The organism is Olivibacter jilunii, from assembly GCF_900607235.1.
Lineage (GTDB): Bacteria > Bacteroidota > Bacteroidia > Sphingobacteriales > Sphingobacteriaceae > Olivibacter > Olivibacter oleidegradans.
On sequence record NZ_LR027849.1, the window covers coordinates 32,121 to 52,472 of the forward strand.

Genomic DNA, 20,352 nt, shown 5'->3' on the forward strand with positions numbered 1-20,352 from the left:
AGAGGCTAAGTAACAGCAGAGCCGATCAAAGAAGATTTTTTATTGTCTTATTTGTTTTTGAAGGCAATAAAGCTTGCTAAAGCAGGTCAAGTCGCGAGGTTATTCACAAGAGATCGAAATTAAAGGAGTTCATGAGCGCGTCGCAATGCTCCTTGGTTTTGTTTCTTTTGGCGGTCCAAAAGAAAAAAGAAAAGGTCAAACTAAAACATTAAACAAAATCAACCAACGGAATAGGAATGCAGCATTTCTATAACCTATAGAATCAGAACAAAAAACAATAAATGAAAAATGTAATGGGTTCGTGTGAGACGCGGACAACTAACAACCTAAAAACAGGCTCAGTAGCTATGTACATCGGAACCAACAACCAATAACGAGTAACCAATAACGAATAACCAATAACGAATAACCAATAACTAACAATCAACCAATAACCAAAATGTTCAGAGCACCCTTTTCATTTGAAGGCCGTATTAGAAGGTTAGAATACGGTATCAGCTTTTTGATCTATCTTATCTTCATAATCTTCATCAACATCGTAATAGGTGATGACGAAGATTCTATTTATAACCTTTTGGGATTAGGAGCTGTACCACTTTTGTGGTTTTTGTGGGCACAGGGTGCAAAAAGATGCCATGATCTTGGCAGTAATGGTTGGTATCAAATAGTTCCCTTCTATTTTTTGGTATTGATATTCCGGCAGGGCGAAGAAGGTGAGAACTATTACGGAGACGATCCGCGTGTACCAAAAGGAGAGCCGACTTATATCCGGCCAGAAGTTATAGTCAATCAAGACGAATCGAATAATGAAATATAAATTAAAGTAAACTGAAGGAGACGTACATTGGAACAACCAATAACCAATAACGAATAACTAATAACGAGTAACCAACAACCAAAACAGAAATACGGGAAACCGTAAAAAAGCGAAAATATTAATATTTAACTATGCCTAAAGTTTAACGAATAAAACAACAAGTCAAACACTAAAATAAACAGCATGGACTTCAAAGACGAAATTCAGCAATTTGCCAAGCGGGTAGATCGCTTGCTGCCACAGATCAAAACCGAAGAGGCTACCAAAACCTCCCTAATTATGCCTTTCTTACGGATACTCGGTTACGATGTATTCGATCCCTTCGAAGTACACCCCGAATTTGTAGCCGATATCGGCATAAAAAAAGGGGAGAAGGTAGATTACGCCATTCTCAAAGACGAAAAACCCGTCATCCTGATCGAATGTAAACACTATGCCGATGGGCTCGATCCGCACAATTCACAGTTGTTCCGTTATTTCCATACCACGGAGGCAAAGTTCAGTTTACTCACCAATGGCTTGGAGTATCGCTTTTATACCGATCTGGTATCAGCCAATAAGATGGACGAGAAACCATTCTTTGAGTTTAAGATTACCGAGATGCGCGATAATGAAATTGCCGAACTCCGTAAATTCCATAAATCCGTTTTTGATCTGGAGAGCATATCCAATACCGCAAGCGATCTGAAGTATTTCAATGAAGTCAAGATCCTTATTAATGCGGAGATGTATAATCCGAAGGAAGAATTCGTTCGGTATTTTGCGAAGCAGGTTCATCAAGGTTTGGTAACAGCAAAAGTGCTCGATCAGTTTACCGCATTAACCAAAAGAGTATTCAGCCAGATCGTGAACGATCAGATCAGCGAAAGGCTCAAAAGCGCTTTAAAGAAAGAAACAGAATCGGTGGAAGAAACTACGCCAGCTCCCGTAGAAGCAGAATCTTTAGTGGTTACCTCTCAGGATGAAATCGATGCCTACCTCATGATCAAATCCATTTTGCGTAAAGATGTTGAAGTAGGGCGGATCTACATGCGCGATACCCAATCTTACTGTGGCGTACTGTTGGATGATAATAACCGGAAACCGATATGCCGTTTTTACTTTACCGCTAATAGATTAAGAATCGGATTGTTTGATAAGGATAAGAAGGAAATCAAGCATGATATCGTGCGTTTGGATGATATCTATAATTTCTCGGAAGATATTGCACTGAGTATCGGATATTATGAGAAGGAGAAGGCTGCTTAAGAAATCTGACTATAAAAAAATGTAAATCTAAATGGACTTCGATTCATTATTAAAACAATTCCAGGATTGGATAAATGAAATTTCCTTAATTATATTGAGAGGTGGAGTATCTGCGCCTTTTGGTTCACCATGTCAGCTTTCTCTGCCGCATAGGTGGTGAAAAATATTTTTACCGCTTACAAACTAAATAAAAAAATCAAATGTGGAGTGACAACGAATCTTTATCAGACTATATTGATTATAGTCATTTATTGCATGCAGTAACAGGTTTAATCGATAATCCTAATCTTCTACCTTGTAGTATTGGTATTTACGGTGACTGGGGAAGTGGGAAATCAAGTTTAATGAAGATGATCGAGCATCACTATCGAAGTGACAAAGATGTTCTAATAATCAGATTTAATGGATGGCTTTTCGAAGGTTATGAAGATGCAAAAACGGTATTGATGGCTAGTATTATTGACGAGATTATCGCAAAGCGAAAGTTTACCGAGAAGGCAATAAAATGTGCCTCGAAGCTATTGAAGCGAATCGATTGGATAAAGGCAGCAGGATCCGCCTCAAAACATGCAATCGCATATGCCACGTTGGGCCCATTAGGCTCTTTAGGAGTTGCTGCAACAGAAGCCATAGCTAATCTCAAAGATGTCGATTATGAAAATTATATTAAGACGAAGCAGGAGAAAAAAGAGGACGATCCAGACGATACACTAAGGAGCAATATTCAAGAATTTCATAAAAACTTTGAAGATCTTATCAGCGAAACCAAGATTGCTAAGATAATCGTACTCATTGACGATCTTGACCGCTGTTCGCCAGATACCGTGATTGGGACCCTAGAAGCCATAAAATTGTTTCTGTTTACAAAAAATACAGCGTTTGTTATAGGAGCAGATGAGCGATTGATTAAATATTCAGTGAAAAGGAGGTTCCCTGAGGTTCCAGGTGAGAATATGGAAGTTGGGCGAGATTATTTGGAGAAACTCATTCAGTTTCCGATCCGGATACCAGAGATGAACACTGTTGAGATGACCACTTATATTAATCTTTTATTTTCGAAGTTGTATGTCAATGATGAGATGTTTGAAGAAAAACGTAACGAGGTAATTCTTGCCAAAAGGGCTAAGGGCTTCGGTTTTATGTTTGATCAAAATAGTTTAAATGATTTTTTTAGCTCACCTGATACTGAATTTGTAGATGCGATTGCATTATCTTCACAGATAGTGCCTGTTCTGAGTAGAGGTCTAAATGGAAATCCCAGGCAAACAAAACGTTTTCTTAATACACTATTGATTCGCATGCAAATGGGTGCCTCCAAAGGAATGAATCTGAAAAGAAGGGTATTAGCCAAATTGATGTTATTAGAGTATTTTAAACCGGAAACATTTACCAGTTTTCATGATTTTCAGGCCAACAATGATGGGATGCTCACTTTGTTAGCACCGCTGGAAATTTCTGCTCCAACAGATCAAGAGCGGACAGAATTAAGCGAGGAACAAAAACTTATCCTTGAAGATCAATGGCTTGCAGAGTGGGTGAGAACTGAGCCTAGGCTCTCGGGAGAAAATCTCCAACCCTACTTTTACTTTTCACGAGAAAAGCTCGGGATTACCTCGGTTAATCTACAGCGAATGACACCGAAAGCTCAGGAAGTACTTCAAGGTCTTTTGAGTGAATCGCAAACTATTCAAAACAAAACAGTAAAGGTAATCTCAGCGGTTTCTGGCAGCGAAGCTGCATCGGTTTTTGAGGCTCTAACACAGAAAATTAGACAGCGAGAAACTGCAAAAGACAATACAGCTACCCTTAAAATGTTATTTGAATTGTGCAGATTGAAACCTGAACTTACCTCGCAGCTTATCACTTTTCTCGGTAAGGTAAGTGAAAAAACATTACCACTAACAGTGATAACATTATCTGAGGGATTTTTAAAAATGTCACATCCTCAGCCGTTCAAAACACTCCTAAAAAAATGGTCTGAGTCAACAGTTACGAATCTGTCTAGGCTAGCCAAAACAAAATTAGAAAAATAAATTATGGGAACTTCCGCTTCAAATGGCGGGCCTAAGGGCACGCCGCCACTTTTGCCGCCATGGTATAATGATAGTGATTCGCCGGCGCCCGGGCCGAATCCTGACGCACCTGCACCGGAAGGTCCACCATCTGGTCCTCCTGATGATGTATCTCTACAACCATCCCGGGACCAAAATCAAGTTATTAATAACAATGCTACGCCTCTGGCGGCACCCGAAGTTCCCGTAGTGGATGGTTCCTCCAAAAATTGGGGCGGTGCAAAAGGTGCGATGACTAGAGTTTCTAACAACACTACTGGAGCTTCATTCGGAAAAGCTGGCAAAAAATATGTTAGTAGCCTGGGTGGATCAAAGTCGGCAACAAGAGCAGCATCCCAGGGTATTAGGGTAGGCAGTAGATATGCTTCTTTTCTAGGATCGTTGTCTTCCCTTGGCTTTGCTGAGACATTGCATAGCTTCGGGTTATCTGATTTTATAGGGAAATCGATAGAAGAGACTTGCTTGGCCATTGCAAATGTGCTTGCACCAGTTGGTTCTACAAATGACGAAGCAATTGCACGCGAGGCCATGATTTCTACGCTTGATACTCTGTACACAAAAATGGAGGACAACAATATCAATGCGTTAGAAAATATGACTTCCGAGCTTGTGAAAGAAACACTAATCGAATATGTGAGCAATTATGTGTTCAGCAAATGGATGTACGAATTGGGAAGTACTATTGAGAAAGGAAATGTTAGTGAGCAAGCGGCGGTCGAACTTGAGGGTGCCGTGAAAGATCTAATCTACGCTGAGACAACTGAGCAATATAGGACTGTTACTATAGAGACAAATACGTTACAAGATGTGTCAACATCGAGAATTATAGAAAATATTTTTTTAACTGCTTATTCATTATTGGAAATATGAGTATCAAACACATTATTGTAAAGATCAATCAGGCAGAGACGCCAGAATTGCTATTGCCTGAAGGAGAAACGTCGATGACTGTTTCTTTGGACCAAGGGGATGACAACAGAATGTTGCGTTCGTCGATTCTAACTGAGATGGATAGAGCACGACTCATATTGAACAATTCGATGTACGACCTTTTGAACTTTGCACTTGGCCTTTACACTATTGACCAGACTGTTTCTAGAAGTTTAAACGGTTTTCAAGGTTGGAGTAGGTATCTGATTGTACATTTTGCGGTACACGATGTGGACTTATGGAATAACGTAAAGGAATCTCTCGAAAATTATATAGGATTTTTAAGCGGGGACAAATGGATCTTTAATTTTAGAAAACATATTGATGATCGTGAGGTTGTGATCGATGTCCACAGAAATGCTGACGGATTTACGAAGGTTAGCCTTTTATCAGGTGGTTTAGATTCTTTTATTGGAGCCATCGACCTTTTAGGAAGTGATAATGAAAAGCCCTTTTTTGTGAGCCATTATAAAACAGGTACCGAAAGCAGCGCTCAAGAAAAAGTGCTGCAGGGATTAATAACCAAATTTGGATCCGATAAATTTGCATCAAGTCGGTTTTACGTTCAGCCGAACCAGAAAAATGTTGCTGCTCAAAAAGAAAACTCATCAAGAGCGAGATCTTTGCTATTCATTTGCCTCGGTTTAGCCGTTGCCAATTCGTTAGGGGATGATATTCCGTTGATTCTTCCTGAAAATGGTCTTATATCATTAAACATCCCACTAACGAAGACACGATTGAGTAGTCATAGCACCAGAACTACCCATCCTTATTTTGTAGGTGGCCTCAATCACATTTTTGGATCACTTGGAGTAGCCAATAAAATCATTAACCCTTATAAATTTAAAACTAAAGGAGAAATGATGCTGAATTGTAAAGATAGAGAATTTTTACATCTCTATGCCAGAGAAACGATATCCTGTTCGCATCCAGAAAATAGTCGTTATGCCAGAAAAGCACCAGGTCTAAATTGTGGATACTGTGTACCATGTATTATCCGGCAGTCCGCCGAAAAGAAATTTGGTGAGATATCTACAGCCTACGCTCTGGACGATGTTAGGAAAGAACCTCCTTCGCAGAAAACAAAAAAAGGTGCCGACTATCGCGCATTCAAAATGGCCATTGAAAAACTAGATGGTATGTCTGCTCGACATTCACTAGCTTTGCAGATTAGCAGATCTGGTCCGATACCTTATGAAAACAGCGAATCATTGGATGAATACATCTCTGTTTATGTACGTGGAATGAACGAGGTTAAAGACTTTTTAAATAGTTAATTAATGCTTTTTGATACTCATTTTCATTTGGATTTAGTTGAGGATAATTTTAGTTTAGTACAAAGATTGGAGAAGATGAAGATATACACAATTGCCGTAACAAATCTTCCAAAACTTTTTGATCACACCGAAAAATTGTGTAAAGGCCTTAAATACATTAGGCCTGCTTTGGGATACCATCCTGAACTAGCCTCACGGTACAAAAATCAGCTTCCTTTATTCAGGAATTTGATTGGCCGTACTCGCTATATAGGTGAAGTTGGTTTAGATAATCTCAGCAAAACACCTCAGGATTTCAATGATCAAAAGGAAGTTTTTAGCTCAATTATGAATCTTTGCGCAGAAGATGGTAATAAGATTTTGACAATACATTCCCGTAGAGCGGAAAAACAAGTAATTTCAATGATTGGAAATAATTTTCCAGGAAAAATAGTTCTTCACTGGTATTCAGGTTCGCTTAAAGACCTTGAGATGGCGTTATTCTATGGCTTCTACTTTTCGATAAATTACAGCATGACCCAATCGGTCAATGGAGCAAAGATTATTGAAGCTTTACCCTTCGAACGAATTCTTTTGGAGACCGATGGTCCCTTCACAATGTTGGACAATGTGCCATTTACACCATTGAAGGTAGAAATTATTATTAATGAGATCATTCGAATCAAAAAAAATAAGGCGCCAGCACCAAAAATAGACGCTTGGACGTTTTATAACAATTTTAAAACCTTCCTGTCGAACTAGCAGAAATATATTTTTCTTCACAAGAAAGTTTAAACAAACCAATCCCTAATAAACCAAGATACATGAAACGAAAACGTTTTATTAACAAGAGTATATTTAGACGCATTTCTTACTTCCAAGCAGGATGGTATCCTTAACAGAGTGTTGATCACGACACGGTTTATATATAGCATTAGCAAAAAAAATGTATATGAAATTCAAAGATTTTAAGTTGTTTACTTTGATTGACGAGCAAAACAGGTTTGTCGTAAGTTATTGTGTAGAAGGTGTAGAAAAAATTCAGTTAGAAGCATATATGAATAATGGCGAATTAGTGTTTGTGTTGAAGATATTAGATGAGGCCCTTCGCTGTAAAGGTATCGGCCGAGAAGTTTTTCTTACTATAGTGGAAAAGTTTGGGTCAGATAATATTAGATCTATCAGAGGGAGTTGGCATGCAGATGCTGAGTTTAGTGAATTTGAAGATGGCATGTCAACAAATCTCTTGATTTTTAAGAGTAAACTTGGAATTTTTACTCCAGAGGAAGCGGCATTTTGTACTCCGACCGGTAAGTGGGCGGGGTCGATTGGGTTTCAAAAAGTAAAAGTTCTTGTGAACACTGTTAAATCTGTAGAAGTTCAGTTTTTGAAAGGTTAAATTTCTTTCCAAAAATAAGTGTGTGATGAAGACACCGCCAGCGGTATCGTCCATAAAAAGGGGAACTTCAAGTAACGTTAAACAATATAATAGAATTAAGAGGAATTAGGTGTATTCAAGAGATATCATAAAAAGTCAGATTTTGTCATATGAGCCACGAAATAGAAAACATAAAAATAGCGGATAAGTTAGAAAAGTTGAAAATACAGCTTCCAAACGGTTTGATTTTTTTACCGGAAAATTTTGAAACAGCCGAAAACAAAGACCAGTTTATTTTCACTGAGAGTATGGTTAACCTAGCTAAGATATTTCGGCAACGCAATATCGAAACCTTCGCATTGGGCGGCGACACAGAACAATACCGGAGTCGTAAAAATGCAGATATTTATTTTCCTTTGATCTTATTTAGCGCCTCTCAGATTTCACAGAACCCTGATTTCATTTCTGTTTGTTTAAATATTCTGTCGGATTATATCTCCGATCACTTCAAAGGTGTTTTTGGTCAAAAAAAAGTCTACGCCGACTTTTATGTTGAAACAAAGGAAAAGGGAAAGATAAAAAGGCTGAGTTACAAAGGTGATGTTCAAGGTCTAAAAGAACTACCCAAAATTTTAAAAAATTTATGATGAAAGTATTTATTGAGAATCCTAATCTCCTCATTGCTGAATTCAATGAAATAGCTGGAATAGTACAAAAGAAGGCCTTTATAACCGTCGGGACAGAAATACAAAAAGAGGAAGTGGAAACCTTGAAAAAATATCGTGAGGACTTGAAAAATCTGAAAAAAGACTTCGTGAGTCGGAAATTGGAAAACGAAGCGAATCTCGTCTATTGTCTGGACAACTCATTGCTTGCTCTACAGTGTGAATTGGAGATGCTAATATGTCTTAAGGAAGACAAAATGGATGAGGCTTGGGCAAAATTAGTCAAAGCCCAAGTAGTATATGGTACCGTCATAAGGAATTGTCCGGCTGATTTTCAAACTCCAAATGGGTACATTGAAAGGCTGAATCAGTATGAAAAGCTGTTGTTTCCTAATCTTTTTTTTCATAGTACCGGAGGAATAATAAAGAAGAGTCATTGTTCAATTTGCGGGCAAAGCCTCAGTAAATGCCACCATATTAAAGGAAAACTCTATATGGGCGAAATGTGTACCCGCGTCATCACAGAAATGGAACTAGAGGAGATTTCTTTGGTGGAAGATCCAGCAAATAAGCTTTGTAGGGTATTAACGATTGAAACGGACGGCAGAATGATAGACATTTTAACCCTACGAGAAATAAAAGTGGAACCGATAAGCAAAGATCTTGCGGATAGTATCTAGAAAAAAACACGCATTTGGTATTATATAAATTAAAATTATACTTGTCAACAGAAAAAGTATGACAATTGAGCATAAATATCCGATTCAAATAGTTCAATGGAAGCATGAGACATTTGAAAAATTTTTCGGTAAGAACGAGGAAAAACTTGAATATGGATTAAATTTATCTCAGATCGATATTTTTAATCGCTGTCTATATTTCCATGTGAAAATTCTTCATAAACATTATAATGATTGTAATGGAATTGTTTTTTCTACCGAAACAGTATCAAGTTTTCGGTTAAAGTACGAACCGACGCTTATAAAAGCTGAACCACTTTTTGAACTTATTCATCAAGCTGGTTATGAATATGCAAAAATCTTCCATCATAAAACTCAAAACACAAATTTATATCACCATAAAATTAGCAGACCAAGTTTCAAAGAATTTTCGCCAGAATTAAATAGCATAGTAGACGATTGGAATAGCAAGCATCATTTTCCATTTGTTCATAAAAGAAAGATAATAATTGATTTCCCGGGCCTGCCAAATATACCGCTACATAAGCGTTATGATGAAACCAAAATGACACTCGAACAGCGTATTTCTTACAAGTTGTTCAAAGGCCAACGGATTTCGGAGGAAGAAGAACAGATATTCAGTAACTTACCATCTTTCTATAATGAATTGAATAATTCACTTTTAAATTTAGATTATTCTTCATTTAAGCAGGTTGATATAGATGATTTCAAAGCGTATTTGTCGTATGCGTTTAACTATACGCCTTTAATAACCAATCAAATAGAAGTTAATCGACTATACCGTCTTGTCATCAATGAATCTGTTTCTGGCAAAAATGTACGTATTGTGGATACAAAATATATGAAGTATCCGAATCTACAGATCGTCACTGAAAAAAACGTATTTAATAGATGTAGTACCTCAAAAAGTACCCTGTTTTATTTGACAGAAGATATAGATACCGCAATCAGGGAAACAAAACCACCTATAAACAGATTGGTGACTGTAGGTGCCTGGAAGCCGAAAAAGGGTAAGAAATTTACAAGCTATCCGATAATCTATGATGAGAAAGCAATCGCAGCGAATCCTAATATTCAAGAGGCTTACGCATCTGTTAAGGAAATTGAGGACAGCTATAATCCATTGCTGTCAGGATATCTCCGCAGCTATTTGAAATTGCTTTGCCGTGAGTATTCAAAGCCAATAAAATCTAAACTTGAATATTTAATATCAGCGCTTTTTAGTGAATCTATTTTGGAACTGGAGTCGGATAATACAGACTTTAATTTTGACTGCATATTATACCCTAGTGTTGGAAATAAGTTTAAAACAATAAATATTGCTTTCAAACCCAATGTTGCAGATCAAGATTTTTTCCTAGAAAAAGTTATCGAATTCGAAATCGAAAGCTATAGTGATCACTATGTGTCAAAAACTGATCCCGAAGAAATTTCCGTTGCTCGAGTCTGTAATTTGGCAGTTACCAATAGAATTCAAACAACAGGTGAAATTCTATGGTAGTTTGGATTTACACACAGTATTATCGTTTCTGCTAGTCGGTGACAATGGGATATATTTGGATCCCTTTTATCTTTAAAAGAGTTAATCCTTATTTGGTTTGTCTTCACTGCCTTCGTAATACGAAATTGTATATATAGTGCGGCTATAAGTCCCGATATTGTAGTTTGTACTGTCAGATACACCTAAAATATGTTTGGGATCAATTCCATAATATGCCCCTAGTTTACCTGCTTGATCGAACGAAGGTTTGACAACTCCACTCTCAATGAGCTCATATTCGGAGATAGACACATCTATTAAAGCCGCAATTTGGTCTTTTTCACATTCGTTTTCGATTCTCAGATTTTCCAATAAAGTTTTGGTCATGATATTTTATGTTTTCGAGTGTTAAAGTTAAAAAACTATTTCAATAACGTTATCCATTAAGGCGTCTTATCATTAATAAGATGGGATAATAACCTTTCGTTCTCCTTGGATAATTTCTCATTTTGCTTTTTCAAAGCTTCGATTTGCTCGTCTTTCTCTTTTATAAACCGCTCGTATAGTTTAATGACGGTTTTGTGTTCGGATTCATTGTATTCCTGCGTGCTAATGATCGTTCGGCTGTGTGATCCCGTATTATAATTCACTACGGGTAAATCCTCTGAAAGAAAGATGTCCGCGGGGACATTATATAGTTCTGCTAGTTTCTTCATCCTGTCAATTGTTAAACGGATTTGACCATTTTCGATTTTTGAGTAGGTATTCTGACTTATTTTCAAATAGGATGCTGTGTATTCTTGACTGTACCCATTTGCCTCTCTCAGGATTTTCATAATTTTTAATTCGGTCATACTTTAGAGGTTTAAGTGATAAGATAATACTCTGGATGATTATTTAGTAGCGCGAAAAATAGCACTTTTTCAAATTGAATATTAACTTTGTTGCTATACCAAAGATAACAAAAATATGTTTAAAAACGATATATAAATTATTTTATATACTTAAAAGAAGGTGTTAACTAAAGAGTCTTGCCGTCACATTTCTCACGCCACGACGCAAGGCAGCAGATTAAACATCCATGTCTATACTATTATGCTATATTTGCGTAACAGATAGATGTGGGTCTGCTGTAATTCCGTGTCGTGTAAGGCGTGAGAACTTTATTGTGACGACGGTTTGCAGGCCCACATGTATTAAATAGGCCACTCTCCAACAGGGCTCGTTAAATAAAAACGAGTTATGAAAATTGAACCTAAACACACCAATCAGTTAATTATTACAGCTCCCGAGTAGTTTGTTGAAGCATTTCAATCAGCAATTAGAAAAATCTTTAACAACCTATTCAAAAAAATGAACAACAAAATTGTAATGGAAGAGGTATGCCCCGCCAGTACCTCTCTTCTAGTCGGCTTCGGAGATTCCTGCGACCTTGGTCGGGACTCAATAGGCACTCGTGGCGAGCTCCATGGGGAAATTTCCCATCGAGTGCACCTTCAGTGCCGCTCAAGTTGGCTAGCAGGGGAGAGGACAGGGAGGAGAGAGGTAGGCCGTGCAAAGGTTATCCAGCGCGCCCTTAAACCCTACACCATATACCTTACAGCCTTAAACGTCTTGTTCTGTGTTTGTTTGGCACACGCCCGGCAGTTCTCCTCCCCGGAGGCTGCCCACGGCGTGGCTTTCCAGTCGCGCTATCCCATTACAGGTATGGTGCTGAATGCCGCCGATGACACCCCTTTGGATGGCGCAACGATTAGCATCAAAGGTCGGCAGAATACGGTATTGACCAATGCGGAAGGCAAATTCCGTATCCTTGCAACAGATAGCACAGGTGTTCTGATGATCAGTTATGTAGGCTACCAAACAGCGGAGATACCATTTACTAATAGCAACAACAATCCGTTAACCATCCGTCTCGAAAGCAACGGTACCCAACTGGAGGAAGTGCAGGTAAGCACCGGGTACCAAACCCTGCCAAAAGAACGGGCAACAGGTAGTTTTGTACAGATTGATAGTACATTATTGCATCGAAGCGTATCCACGAATATCCTTGATCGGCTGGAAGGAGTTACAAACGGATTAATCTTTAATAAAAGTCTTACCAATCAAGGTAACAATGCCGGTATTTCCATAAGGGGCAGAAGCACCTTGTTTGCCAATCCTGAACCGTTGATCGTGGTCGATAATTTTCCTTATGACGGAGATATAAGTAATATTAATCCCGCAGATATTGAGTCGATAACCGTGCTTAAGGATGCCGCCGCGGCAAGTATCTGGGGAGTGAGGGCCGGCAATGGTGTAATTGTAATCACGACACGAAAGGGTAAATATGATGTAAAACCCGTAATCGCTTTTACATCCAATTTTACGTTCAAAAGAAGGCCGGATCAGTATTATTTACCGCGTTTGAGCTCTGCTGAATATATAGATGTCGAGCAATATTTATTTGAGAGAGGAGCCTACAACACTATAATCGGTAATGGTTATGGTGCAATTTCGGAAGTTGTTGACATTCTAAACCGGAAGACCAACGGAGACATAACGGAAATGGAAGCGGTTTCCGCAATTAATGTGCTTAGAAACCAAGATAACAGAGGTGATATAAGTAAATATCTATTTAGGGAAAGCTTTTTTCAACAGTATCAGGCGAACATGAGCGGAGGTGGGCGGAACAACCGATATTTTATCTCAGCCGCCTATGACAATAATAAAGGTGCTGCTGTAAGCGATCAGTTTGAGCGGGTTACCATCATGGCAAACAATACATTCCGAGTGAAGGATAGACTGGAGTTATTTACGGGCCTTACATTTACGAACAGTTTATCTAACAGCAATTCGAATCCATATTCAGCCTTTACACCCTACGAAAGATTTATGGATGAAGAGGGGAACTCACTACCTGTTTTCGGTGGTAGGCAGTTGCTCCGTAAAGCTTATGTCGATACGGTTGGCGGCGGGGATTTATTGGATTGGAATTATAGACCGCTGGATGAACGTTATGCAAACGTCAAAGACGCACTTACCGATTATCGGGTAAATGTGAATATAAAATATCGTTTACTGGACGGGCTTGATATTTCGACGAATTATCAATATGAAAAGGCAGATGGAGTGAGAGACAATCTGAATACCGCCAATTCATTTTTCACACGCGATATAATCAATACGTTTAGTCAGGGAAATGAACAGACCGGTGAGATCCGAAGAATCATTCCATTGGGAGATATACTGGAACGCAGGAACAATGCTTTCGCTTCACACTATGGGCGTTTTCAATTGAATTTCAATAAAAAAATCCATCAAAATCACGATGTAACCGCACTTGCGGGATTTGAGATAAAAAATTATAAATCTTCTTACGATTCCAATACGCTGTATGGTTATGACAGACCAACGGCTTCCAATCAAAATGCTTCCATCAACTTCACAGCGCTGTACCCCTTGTACTATAATCCGGTACGGTCGGGCAGAATTCCTTTCGAACAGTTCGGACAATGGACGTTAGATAGGTACGTGTCCTACTATTTTAATGCTTCTTACGGTTTTAAAAACCGTTATATATTTTCTCTCAGTGCGAGAAAAGATCAGTCAAATTTATTCGGTGTCGATTCAAACCAAAAAGGTGTGCCACTTTGGTCGACAGGCTTTCTCTACAAGCTGAGCGATGAGCCTTTTTACCCCATTCCCTGGCTTGCCAAACTGGCACTTCGGGCAACCTTCGGTTACAATGGAAATGTGGATAAAAGTGTTTCTGCCCTTTTTACCTCGACGCTGTTTACGTACAATATGTACAATGCGCTATACGCGAGGGTAGTAAATCCACCTAATCCTTCGTTGCGGTGGGAAAAAGTAGCCAATGTTAATATCGGACTTGATTTCGCTCTAAAGAGCAACAAGTTATCGGGAAGTATTGAATATTATCAAAAAAAAGGGCTCGATCTCATTGGCAGCGCCATGATCGCCCCACAAACGGGGATTTCGAGTTTTAGAGGAAATACAGCTAATATTATCACCAGAGGTGTCGATCTGATGTTGCACGCAAATGTGATCGACCGAATTATCCGTTGGGATACTGATTTCCTGTTAACTCATGTTAAGGATAAGGTTACCAAATATGATTTCAGGCAGTCGACCAATTTATCAGTCGTCCGAAGCAATCCCCAAAATCCCATGGTCGGGTATCCATACTACGGCCTGTTCGGTTTTGTTTGGGGCGGTCTGAACGGCGAAGGCAATCCGGTCGGTCTTATTGAAAATACTGAAAGTACCAATTATGCTGCAATATTGAATTCAACAAATACCGATGAATTGGTTTACGTTGGTAACGCCACACCCACTTTCTTCGGCTCGCTTCGGAACAGTTTTTCCTTCAAAAGGGCAACGCTGTCTGTAAATATAACCTATAAGCTCGGTTACTTCTTCAGGCGTAGCTCCATTAATTACTCGGCGCTCTTGAATGGCGGTATAAACGCGTATCAGCAGGCAGATTTTGCTTCGAGATGGCTGCAGCCCGGTGATGAACAGCATACAACCGTTCCCGCCTTTGTTTATCCCGCAAACACCAATAGGGACAATTTTTATCAATACTCCACCGCCTTGATCGAAAAGGCCGATCATATCCGGCTTCAGGATGTTCAATTAAGCTATCTTCTTAAGATCGGTGAACGTATTCCCATGAAAAATGTCCGATTGGTCTGTTACGCCAGAAACCTCGGTATCATATGGAAATCCACAAGGTATAGCATAGACCCGGATTACAGCTACGGTACGGGTATGCCTGATCCATTCAGTGTATCGATAGGTATAAATTTTAATATATAATCCAGTGTACTATGAAAAAGCAGTTTTCCAATATAGCATCTATTTTCGTAACATTATCGGTTTTGGGATGCAGTGGATATTTAGATGAAAAGCCTTCTTCGGGTCTCACAATACCTGCCAAGGTGCAGGAGTTCCGGAATCTATTGGACAATATGGGGGTAATGAATATAACAAACCCCTTACCCCAGCTTTCGGCTGACGAATATTTCATAAAAGATGAAAAAATCTACGATGCGCTGAATACGCTTACGGAAAAAAACGCCTATCTGTGGAACAGGGATGTATACGGGGGAGAGCTGAATTTTCAGGGATGGAATGTCCCGTATTCAGCTATTTTTTATGTAAACAATGTACTGTCAGGTCTGGATAAAATCAAAGATGATGTTGCCGACAGACAAGAATGGAACGCTGTTTATGGCAGTGCCTTCTTTTATCGCGCTTACGCCTATTTCGATCTTGTGCGCAACTTCTGTGAGGTCTATAACGAATCGACCGCTGATAGCAGCCCGGGGCTTCCACTGAAGTTGGATCCGGGTATCGATAAGCTGGAGCAACGATCAAGCCTAAAAGACACCTATGGCCGGATAATAAGTGATTTACATTCGGCATCTACTTTTCTTTCGGAGACCGGTAGACCGGTAACGCACCTGAACAGGCCATCCAAACCCGCTGTTTTTGCGCTCTTTGCACGGCTTTATCTTGATATGCGGCATTATGAACTGGCTGAAGCGTATGCTGACAGTACGCTGGCGATATACAATGCGCTTATCGATTATAAAGCAGTTGACACCGAAAGTGCAAACCCCTTTATGAATCTGACATCGGAAACGCTGTTTTACACCACGCAGGCAAATGTATACGGCTTTACTACTTTTCCCGGGCTGAATAATCTGCAGGCAACAATTGATACCAATCTCATCAAGCTGTATGAGCCCGATGATCTTCGCTTTTCCATTTTTTATACAGAGCGATCTCCCGGTGAATTCTATATTAAAAAGGGATATTCTACAGGATATCCGTTTACGGGACTTGCTACAGATGAAATGTTTCTGATCAAGGCCGAATGTGCCGTCAGAAACGGCAAAGTAGCAGAAGGAATTGCGGTTCTGAATTATTTACTGGAGAATCGATACGATACTTCCTTTGAGCCCATTGTCGTAACAGATCGAGAGGATGCACTGCATACTGTATTGTTGGAAAGAAGAAAAGAACTCGTATGGCGTGCGCTGAGATGGCAAGACCTGAAGAGGTTGAACCGGGAAGGACATAACTTGAGCATAGAAAGGAGACTGAACGGGAAGCGTTACATACTTCCTCCCAACGATCCCAAATATGTTTTTCCCATTCCGGATGACGAGATTGCATTGAGCGGTATCAGACAAAATGAACGATAATAAATAATCCCCAAATGAAAATTTTACCATTATTATTGACTTGCCTGATATGGTCGATCAATTGTGGCATTATGCCGTTGCAGGCAAGCGGATTGCCTAACGATAGCATTGTCATATGTGGAAGAACCGCTATGATTTCAGGTGCTCCATCCATTTTCCTGGTTGAGGATTATCAAGCTGCCGTGCCATTAACACAAAAAGAACGTTCGTTACCTATTCGATTGATAGCAGACTCATTCTATGTTTCTGTTCCGGTAAAAAACCGTATAAACTATATCCGGTTTCGAAATCTGAAACCGTTTCGCAGCATTAATAATTATCTGTTATCCGCAGGTGACAGTGTTCATATTGACGGTGTGACCAATGCGGTTTTAACAACTTCGATCGAGCCCGTGAAATTGCTTGAATGTCAGTTGAAACTGGATAGCATAAACGCATTGGATCCGATAGCGGGACGTGATACGGTTACCTACTCAAAAAGATTGCTGCGCAGGGCCGAGCTTAATTTTGAGAGAGGAAAGCATCTTATACGGGAATACAGGGGCGATATCGGAGATAACCTGCTAGATGTGCTGGAGATCAATTTTTTTCTCCGAACTCATAGTATATTTTACGCAGTTTGGAAAAGCGATGGCTTGGCTGATAGTAATAAGTTCGATCCGGTACGCGTGTTGGCCAAGCTTGCTCATGATGTAAATCTGGAAGTTGACGAAACGGTATGGCTGTTAAGCGATAAATATATCGAATATAGGGCTTTTGTGCTGATGGGTTATTTTGAGTTGTTGTCGAAAAGAGGGAAGCTAACGAACAGTCCCTATAAAGAAGCATATGAATATGTACAAAAAAACTTTGATGGTCTTTTGAAAGATCGGATCACTTCCTATCTGTTGATAAAATCCATTCAGCGTGATCCGCATATCGTTCCGCAGTTGCCGAAGGTTATCAATTCGCTTTCGGATAGCCTGGCCAAGCATACCTTGCTTAACGCTTATGAAAGTGTTAAACCGGGAGAAAAGGCTTTCAGCTTCAATCTGTCAGATGATAAAGGTAGAAGGCACTGTCTGTCCGATTATAAGGGGAAAGTTGTAATTATGAAGTTCTGGTTTACCGGGTGTTTGGGCTGTGCTGAGATAAAGGAGAATATGGGGATTGTCAAGCAAGCATACAAAGAGGATAAAGAGGTACTTTTTCTAAATGTCAATATGAGTAAAAAACGGGATGTCTGGCTGTCCGGTTTGGCCAGTGGCAAGTACACAGATAAAGATGAGATCAACCTGTTCACGGACGGGGAGGGTATTGAACATCCTTTGGTGAAACACTATCAATTTGCCAGTGCACCCCAACTGTTGATTATCGACAAAAGAGGAAATGTGTTCTCGGCGAATCCCCCGCTTCCCTATACAGAAGAACAAACTGAAGAATTGATAAAATTTATCAATGATGCACGAAAAAAAGAGCGGAATTAATCCGCTCTTTTTTGCATTACTGCCATGCACCGTTTTCGGTACTTTCAATTCCTCCGGGAGGTAAATCCTCGAAGGAGTTGTATTGATCAGCCGATTGAGCTGAGCTGTAACTGACCGTGCACGGGTTCTCCTGTGGAGTACAATTGGAGCCGGGCGGCTGATTGCGAGTGTAAGAACCATCAGGTAGTTGATGATAAACAAAAGCTTGCCTTTTTGCTTCCACTGATTTATTTGTAAAGGCGCTGGCACCAGCGCCGAATCCGATAACCGCCAAGCCTAGGGCGATTTGGGATATTATTTTTTTTGTTTCCATTTCTTTAAGTTTCATTGTTTACGCTTTTTGAGACGGAGTGTCCAAAGGCCCAATCCGGTAAGCGCCAGATTGAACAGCAAATGTTCAACCCATCCCATGGATTCAATGACACCGCCACAGTGGCACATGCGCTTTTCGGCAAAGGCAAGCATAAGGGCCAGGTAAAGCGTGAATAGGCTCATTAAGCCGGTGGCTAACTGTAAGCCCTGCTTATTGCTTTTCGGAATGATAAGCAACGCGCTGATCAGCAGTTCGGCAAGGGGCACACCCCAAGCGATCCACCCATGCATATTGGCCACGACGGGGATTTTACCAATGCCCCTGCTGAACTGCTCTAAATGCCTCAGCTTATCGATGGCCGTATAACTGAACAGGAAAACAAAGAGCATGCTGATAATAAAAATAATCCGCTCTTTCGCAGGTCGAGCTAGTTTCCATTGTTTTCTTTGTTTCAGTAAGCGTTCCATATACTTAGTGTTATGTGATTGAATCCCTTGATTATATTGCCTTGTAGCTGGCAGGGCTGATGCTGCGGGCTGCTCCCAGCCTTTGCACCCTTTTATCAGGCCATCCACGGCCATCGGGGGAATACGGCAAATTTACGTCGGTACAACCATCGGTGAATAAAACGCGTAAAGGGGAGGTGAAAGGCCAATACAGGATAACCTGGAATAAGCATCAGGCGAACTAACAAAGAGAGGTAATACCTGAAAAAGGTAAGGAGCAGGGATGCTACGATAGCTGCCACCCACTGCGTGTTGATGTTTTCCTGTCTTTGAGTCCACCTGTTTAATAGCTTTTCCATGTTGCCTACATTTTGTTTTTCCTACACAGTGCCGCCTCGCAGCTACTGCCCTTGTTTAATTGATCTCCGGCGCTTATCGCCGCGCCCGGCGTCCCTTGCTGCCGTACCGCTATAGCGTTCGCCTATAGAGGCTCTCCAGCACCTTCGGTATTCCCTTTAGCTAAGGCTTGCATGCCGGGGCGCCTTAGCTGGGTTCGGCACGCTGTTCTCGACAGCTGGCTTTCTACTGCGGGGGAACCGCAGGCTATGATCGAGGTACTCCCCGGTGCGATATCTTATTTTAATTGTCTTTGGTAAAGGTAGTAGATCAGCAAGGAGGCTTATGCTGCCTAGGTAGCATTTGAAGCGGATCTAGGTAGCATTTTACTGTGATCTAAATCACAGCTTTGGGTTTCGCTCGTGCATCAGCGAAGCTCTTTTAAACAGGTATTAAAAGTGCGCCGATCGATATGGAGGTAGTGTGCCAATAGTTCTTGCTTTACTTTACTATGTACGCCCGGGTAGCTACGTAAAAGGTAGGCGACGCGGTCGACCGCCGGATAACGTAAGGCAATGTTATGCATGGCCATTCGCCTGAGCCGCAAACTGTAAACACGGAGGAGAAGGGAGTTGAAGTTTGGGTAATCTTTCAACAAATGATGTAGTTTTGAATACGAAATGCCAATAAGTACGCCATCATCCCAGAGGTGAATACTTTCCTGTAGCTCCTTTCTTTCGAAAAAGCTTTCCGGTTGAAAAATGATATCGCCTTTTTTCCAAAGAAGTAGGGCCTGTTCTTGATCGGTATATTGATCGTATTTTACACTAACAGCAACACCTTGAACGAGATACCATAGATAACCATCGCTATCATCGCCTTCAAACTCGATAACGCTCATCTTCGGTTGCCTAACTAGTTTCGATATCTGCAACAAACGACTGTGCAGCTCACCCGGAATGTACATTATGGAAGCGAGCCTATCCATAGCAACTTGAATGTATTTTCGTTTCTCTTGCATAGCATCAC

At 40.3% G+C, this 20,352-nt stretch carries 19 protein-coding genes; 13 read left to right on the forward strand and 6 right to left on the reverse strand.

The window, feature by feature from the left end; genetic code table 11:
• Positions 1–439 precede the first annotated feature (439 nt).
• From E0E36_RS06205 to E0E36_RS06250, 10 genes are all read left to right on the forward strand, one after another.
• The gene (locus tag E0E36_RS06205) at positions 440–817 is read left to right on the forward strand and encodes a DUF805 domain-containing protein (RefSeq protein WP_130855194.1); all 378 of its coding nucleotides are present in this window, start codon (positions 440–442) and stop codon (positions 815–817) included.
• Between the two features lie 183 nt (positions 818–1,000).
• Positions 1,001–2,065: a type I restriction endonuclease gene (locus E0E36_RS06210; protein ID WP_130855195.1), complete on the forward strand. Its 1,065-nt coding sequence runs from the start codon at positions 1,001–1,003 to the stop codon at positions 2,063–2,065.
• Between the two features lie 200 nt (positions 2,066–2,265).
• Complete coding sequence (locus tag E0E36_RS06215) at positions 2,266–4,098, forward strand: KAP family P-loop NTPase fold protein (RefSeq protein ID WP_130855196.1); 1,833 nt, start codon at positions 2,266–2,268, stop codon at positions 4,096–4,098.
• 51 nt (positions 4,099–4,149) lie between these two features.
• Positions 4,150–5,007: a Qat anti-phage system associated protein QatB gene (gene qatB, locus E0E36_RS06220; protein ID WP_130855197.1), complete on the forward strand. Its 858-nt coding sequence runs from the start codon at positions 4,150–4,152 to the stop codon at positions 5,005–5,007.
• Entirely contained in the window at positions 5,004–6,344 is a 1,341-nt protein-coding gene (gene qatC / locus E0E36_RS06225) for a Qat anti-phage system QueC-like protein QatC (protein ID WP_130855198.1), read from the forward strand. The genes qatB and qatC overlap by 4 nt, the downstream gene beginning before the upstream one ends.
• A gap of 3 nt (positions 6,345–6,347) precedes the next feature.
• A complete protein-coding gene (gene qatD / locus E0E36_RS06230) occupies positions 6,348–7,085 on the forward strand; it encodes a Qat anti-phage system TatD family nuclease QatD (RefSeq protein WP_130855199.1) in 738 nt (245 codons plus the stop codon).
• 190 nt (positions 7,086–7,275) lie between these two features.
• Positions 7,276–7,722, forward strand: a complete 447-nt coding sequence (locus E0E36_RS06235) for a hypothetical protein (RefSeq protein ID WP_130855200.1) — start codon at positions 7,276–7,278, stop codon at positions 7,720–7,722.
• A 149-nt stretch (positions 7,723–7,871) separates the two neighbouring features.
• The gene (locus E0E36_RS06240) at positions 7,872–8,348 is read left to right on the forward strand and encodes a hypothetical protein (protein ID WP_130855201.1); all 477 of its coding nucleotides are present in this window, start codon (positions 7,872–7,874) and stop codon (positions 8,346–8,348) included.
• Positions 8,345–9,046, forward strand: coding sequence for a hypothetical protein (locus E0E36_RS06245; protein WP_130855202.1), 702 nt, complete (start codon positions 8,345–8,347; stop codon positions 9,044–9,046). Before E0E36_RS06240 ends, E0E36_RS06245 begins: the two co-directional genes overlap by 4 nt.
• A gap of 58 nt (positions 9,047–9,104) precedes the next feature.
• On the forward strand, positions 9,105–10,568 hold the full coding sequence (locus E0E36_RS06250) for a hypothetical protein (RefSeq protein WP_130855203.1): 1,464 nt from the start codon (positions 9,105–9,107) through the stop codon (positions 10,566–10,568).
• An 81-nt stretch (positions 10,569–10,649) separates the two neighbouring features.
• Here the strand turns inward: E0E36_RS06250 and E0E36_RS06255 are convergent, their stop codons facing one another.
• On the reverse strand, positions 10,650–10,934 hold the full coding sequence (locus E0E36_RS06255) for a helix-turn-helix domain-containing protein (RefSeq protein ID WP_130855204.1): 285 nt from the start codon (positions 10,932–10,934) through the stop codon (positions 10,650–10,652).
• Positions 10,935–10,990: 56 nt separating this feature from the next.
• Complete coding sequence (locus E0E36_RS06260) at positions 10,991–11,401, reverse strand: helix-turn-helix domain-containing protein (RefSeq protein WP_130855205.1); 411 nt, start codon at positions 11,399–11,401, stop codon at positions 10,991–10,993.
• Positions 11,402–11,900: 499 nt separating this feature from the next.
• Between E0E36_RS06260 and E0E36_RS06265 the strand changes: the two genes are divergently transcribed.
• Genes E0E36_RS06265 through E0E36_RS06275 form a run of 3 tightly spaced genes read left to right on the forward strand, consistent with a single transcriptional unit; the run spans position 11,901 to position 18,228 of the window.
• Complete coding sequence (locus tag E0E36_RS06265; protein WP_130855206.1) at positions 11,901–15,368, forward strand: SusC/RagA family TonB-linked outer membrane protein; 3,468 nt, start codon at positions 11,901–11,903, stop codon at positions 15,366–15,368.
• A gap of 11 nt (positions 15,369–15,379) precedes the next feature.
• Positions 15,380–16,762 carry a RagB/SusD family nutrient uptake outer membrane protein gene (locus tag E0E36_RS06270; protein ID WP_130855207.1) on the forward strand — a complete coding sequence of 461 codons (1,383 nt, stop codon included), beginning with the start codon at positions 15,380–15,382 and terminating at the stop codon, positions 16,760–16,762.
• A gap of 14 nt (positions 16,763–16,776) precedes the next feature.
• Positions 16,777–18,228 carry a TlpA family protein disulfide reductase gene (locus tag E0E36_RS06275; protein ID WP_130855208.1) on the forward strand — a complete coding sequence of 484 codons (1,452 nt, stop codon included), beginning with the start codon at positions 16,777–16,779 and terminating at the stop codon, positions 18,226–18,228.
• Positions 18,229–18,244: 16 nt separating this feature from the next.
• Here E0E36_RS06275 and E0E36_RS06280 read toward each other — a convergent pair whose 3' ends face one another.
• The 4 genes from E0E36_RS06280 to E0E36_RS06295 form a co-directional block, all read right to left on the reverse strand.
• Positions 18,245–18,556, reverse strand: a complete 312-nt coding sequence (locus E0E36_RS06280) for a hypothetical protein (RefSeq protein WP_130855209.1) — start codon at positions 18,554–18,556, stop codon at positions 18,245–18,247.
• Positions 18,553–19,008 (reverse strand): MauE/DoxX family redox-associated membrane protein, encoded by a 456-nt coding sequence (locus E0E36_RS06285; RefSeq protein ID WP_165446931.1) that lies wholly within the window; start codon positions 19,006–19,008, stop codon positions 18,553–18,555. The genes E0E36_RS06280 and E0E36_RS06285 overlap by 4 nt, the downstream gene beginning before the upstream one ends.
• A 95-nt stretch (positions 19,009–19,103) precedes the next feature.
• Entirely contained in the window at positions 19,104–19,346 is a 243-nt protein-coding gene (locus E0E36_RS06290; protein ID WP_130855211.1) for a hypothetical protein, read from the reverse strand.
• A gap of 404 nt (positions 19,347–19,750) precedes the next feature.
• Positions 19,751–20,344 (reverse strand): Crp/Fnr family transcriptional regulator, encoded by a 594-nt coding sequence (locus tag E0E36_RS06295; RefSeq protein ID WP_130855212.1) that lies wholly within the window; start codon positions 20,342–20,344, stop codon positions 19,751–19,753.
• Between the last annotated feature and the right edge of the window lie 8 nt (positions 20,345–20,352).

Coding starts and splice junctions, on each gene's coding strand:
- E0E36_RS06240 (WP_130855201.1), top strand. CDS start 7,872: ATGAGCCACGAAATAGAAAACATAAAAATAGCGGATAAGTTAGAAAAG.
- qatD (WP_130855199.1), top strand. CDS start 6,348: ATGCTTTTTGATACTCATTTTCATTTGGATTTAGTTGAGGATAATTTT.
- E0E36_RS06215 (WP_130855196.1), top strand. CDS start 2,266: ATGTGGAGTGACAACGAATCTTTATCAGACTATATTGATTATAGTCAT.
- E0E36_RS06235 (WP_130855200.1), top strand. CDS start 7,276: ATGAAATTCAAAGATTTTAAGTTGTTTACTTTGATTGACGAGCAAAAC.
- E0E36_RS06280 (WP_130855209.1), bottom strand. CDS start 18,556: ATGAAACTTAAAGAAATGGAAACAAAAAAAATAATATCCCAAATCGCC.
- qatC (WP_130855198.1), top strand. CDS start 5,004: ATGAGTATCAAACACATTATTGTAAAGATCAATCAGGCAGAGACGCCA.
- E0E36_RS06255 (WP_130855204.1), bottom strand. CDS start 10,934: ATGACCAAAACTTTATTGGAAAATCTGAGAATCGAAAACGAATGTGAA.
- E0E36_RS06270 (WP_130855207.1), top strand. CDS start 15,380: ATGAAAAAGCAGTTTTCCAATATAGCATCTATTTTCGTAACATTATCG.
- E0E36_RS06285 (WP_165446931.1), bottom strand. CDS start 19,008: ATGGAACGCTTACTGAAACAAAGAAAACAATGGAAACTAGCTCGACCT.
- E0E36_RS06250 (WP_130855203.1), top strand. CDS start 9,105: ATGACAATTGAGCATAAATATCCGATTCAAATAGTTCAATGGAAGCAT.
- E0E36_RS06275 (WP_130855208.1), top strand. CDS start 16,777: ATGAAAATTTTACCATTATTATTGACTTGCCTGATATGGTCGATCAAT.
- E0E36_RS06265 (WP_130855206.1), top strand. CDS start 11,901: ATGAACAACAAAATTGTAATGGAAGAGGTATGCCCCGCCAGTACCTCT.
- E0E36_RS06245 (WP_130855202.1), top strand. CDS start 8,345: ATGATGAAAGTATTTATTGAGAATCCTAATCTCCTCATTGCTGAATTC.
- E0E36_RS06260 (WP_130855205.1), bottom strand. CDS start 11,401: ATGACCGAATTAAAAATTATGAAAATCCTGAGAGAGGCAAATGGGTAC.
- E0E36_RS06295 (WP_130855212.1), bottom strand. CDS start 20,344: ATGCAAGAGAAACGAAAATACATTCAAGTTGCTATGGATAGGCTCGCT.
- E0E36_RS06205 (WP_130855194.1), top strand. CDS start 440: ATGTTCAGAGCACCCTTTTCATTTGAAGGCCGTATTAGAAGGTTAGAA.
- E0E36_RS06290 (WP_130855211.1), bottom strand. CDS start 19,346: ATGGAAAAGCTATTAAACAGGTGGACTCAAAGACAGGAAAACATCAAC.
- E0E36_RS06210 (WP_130855195.1), top strand. CDS start 1,001: ATGGACTTCAAAGACGAAATTCAGCAATTTGCCAAGCGGGTAGATCGC.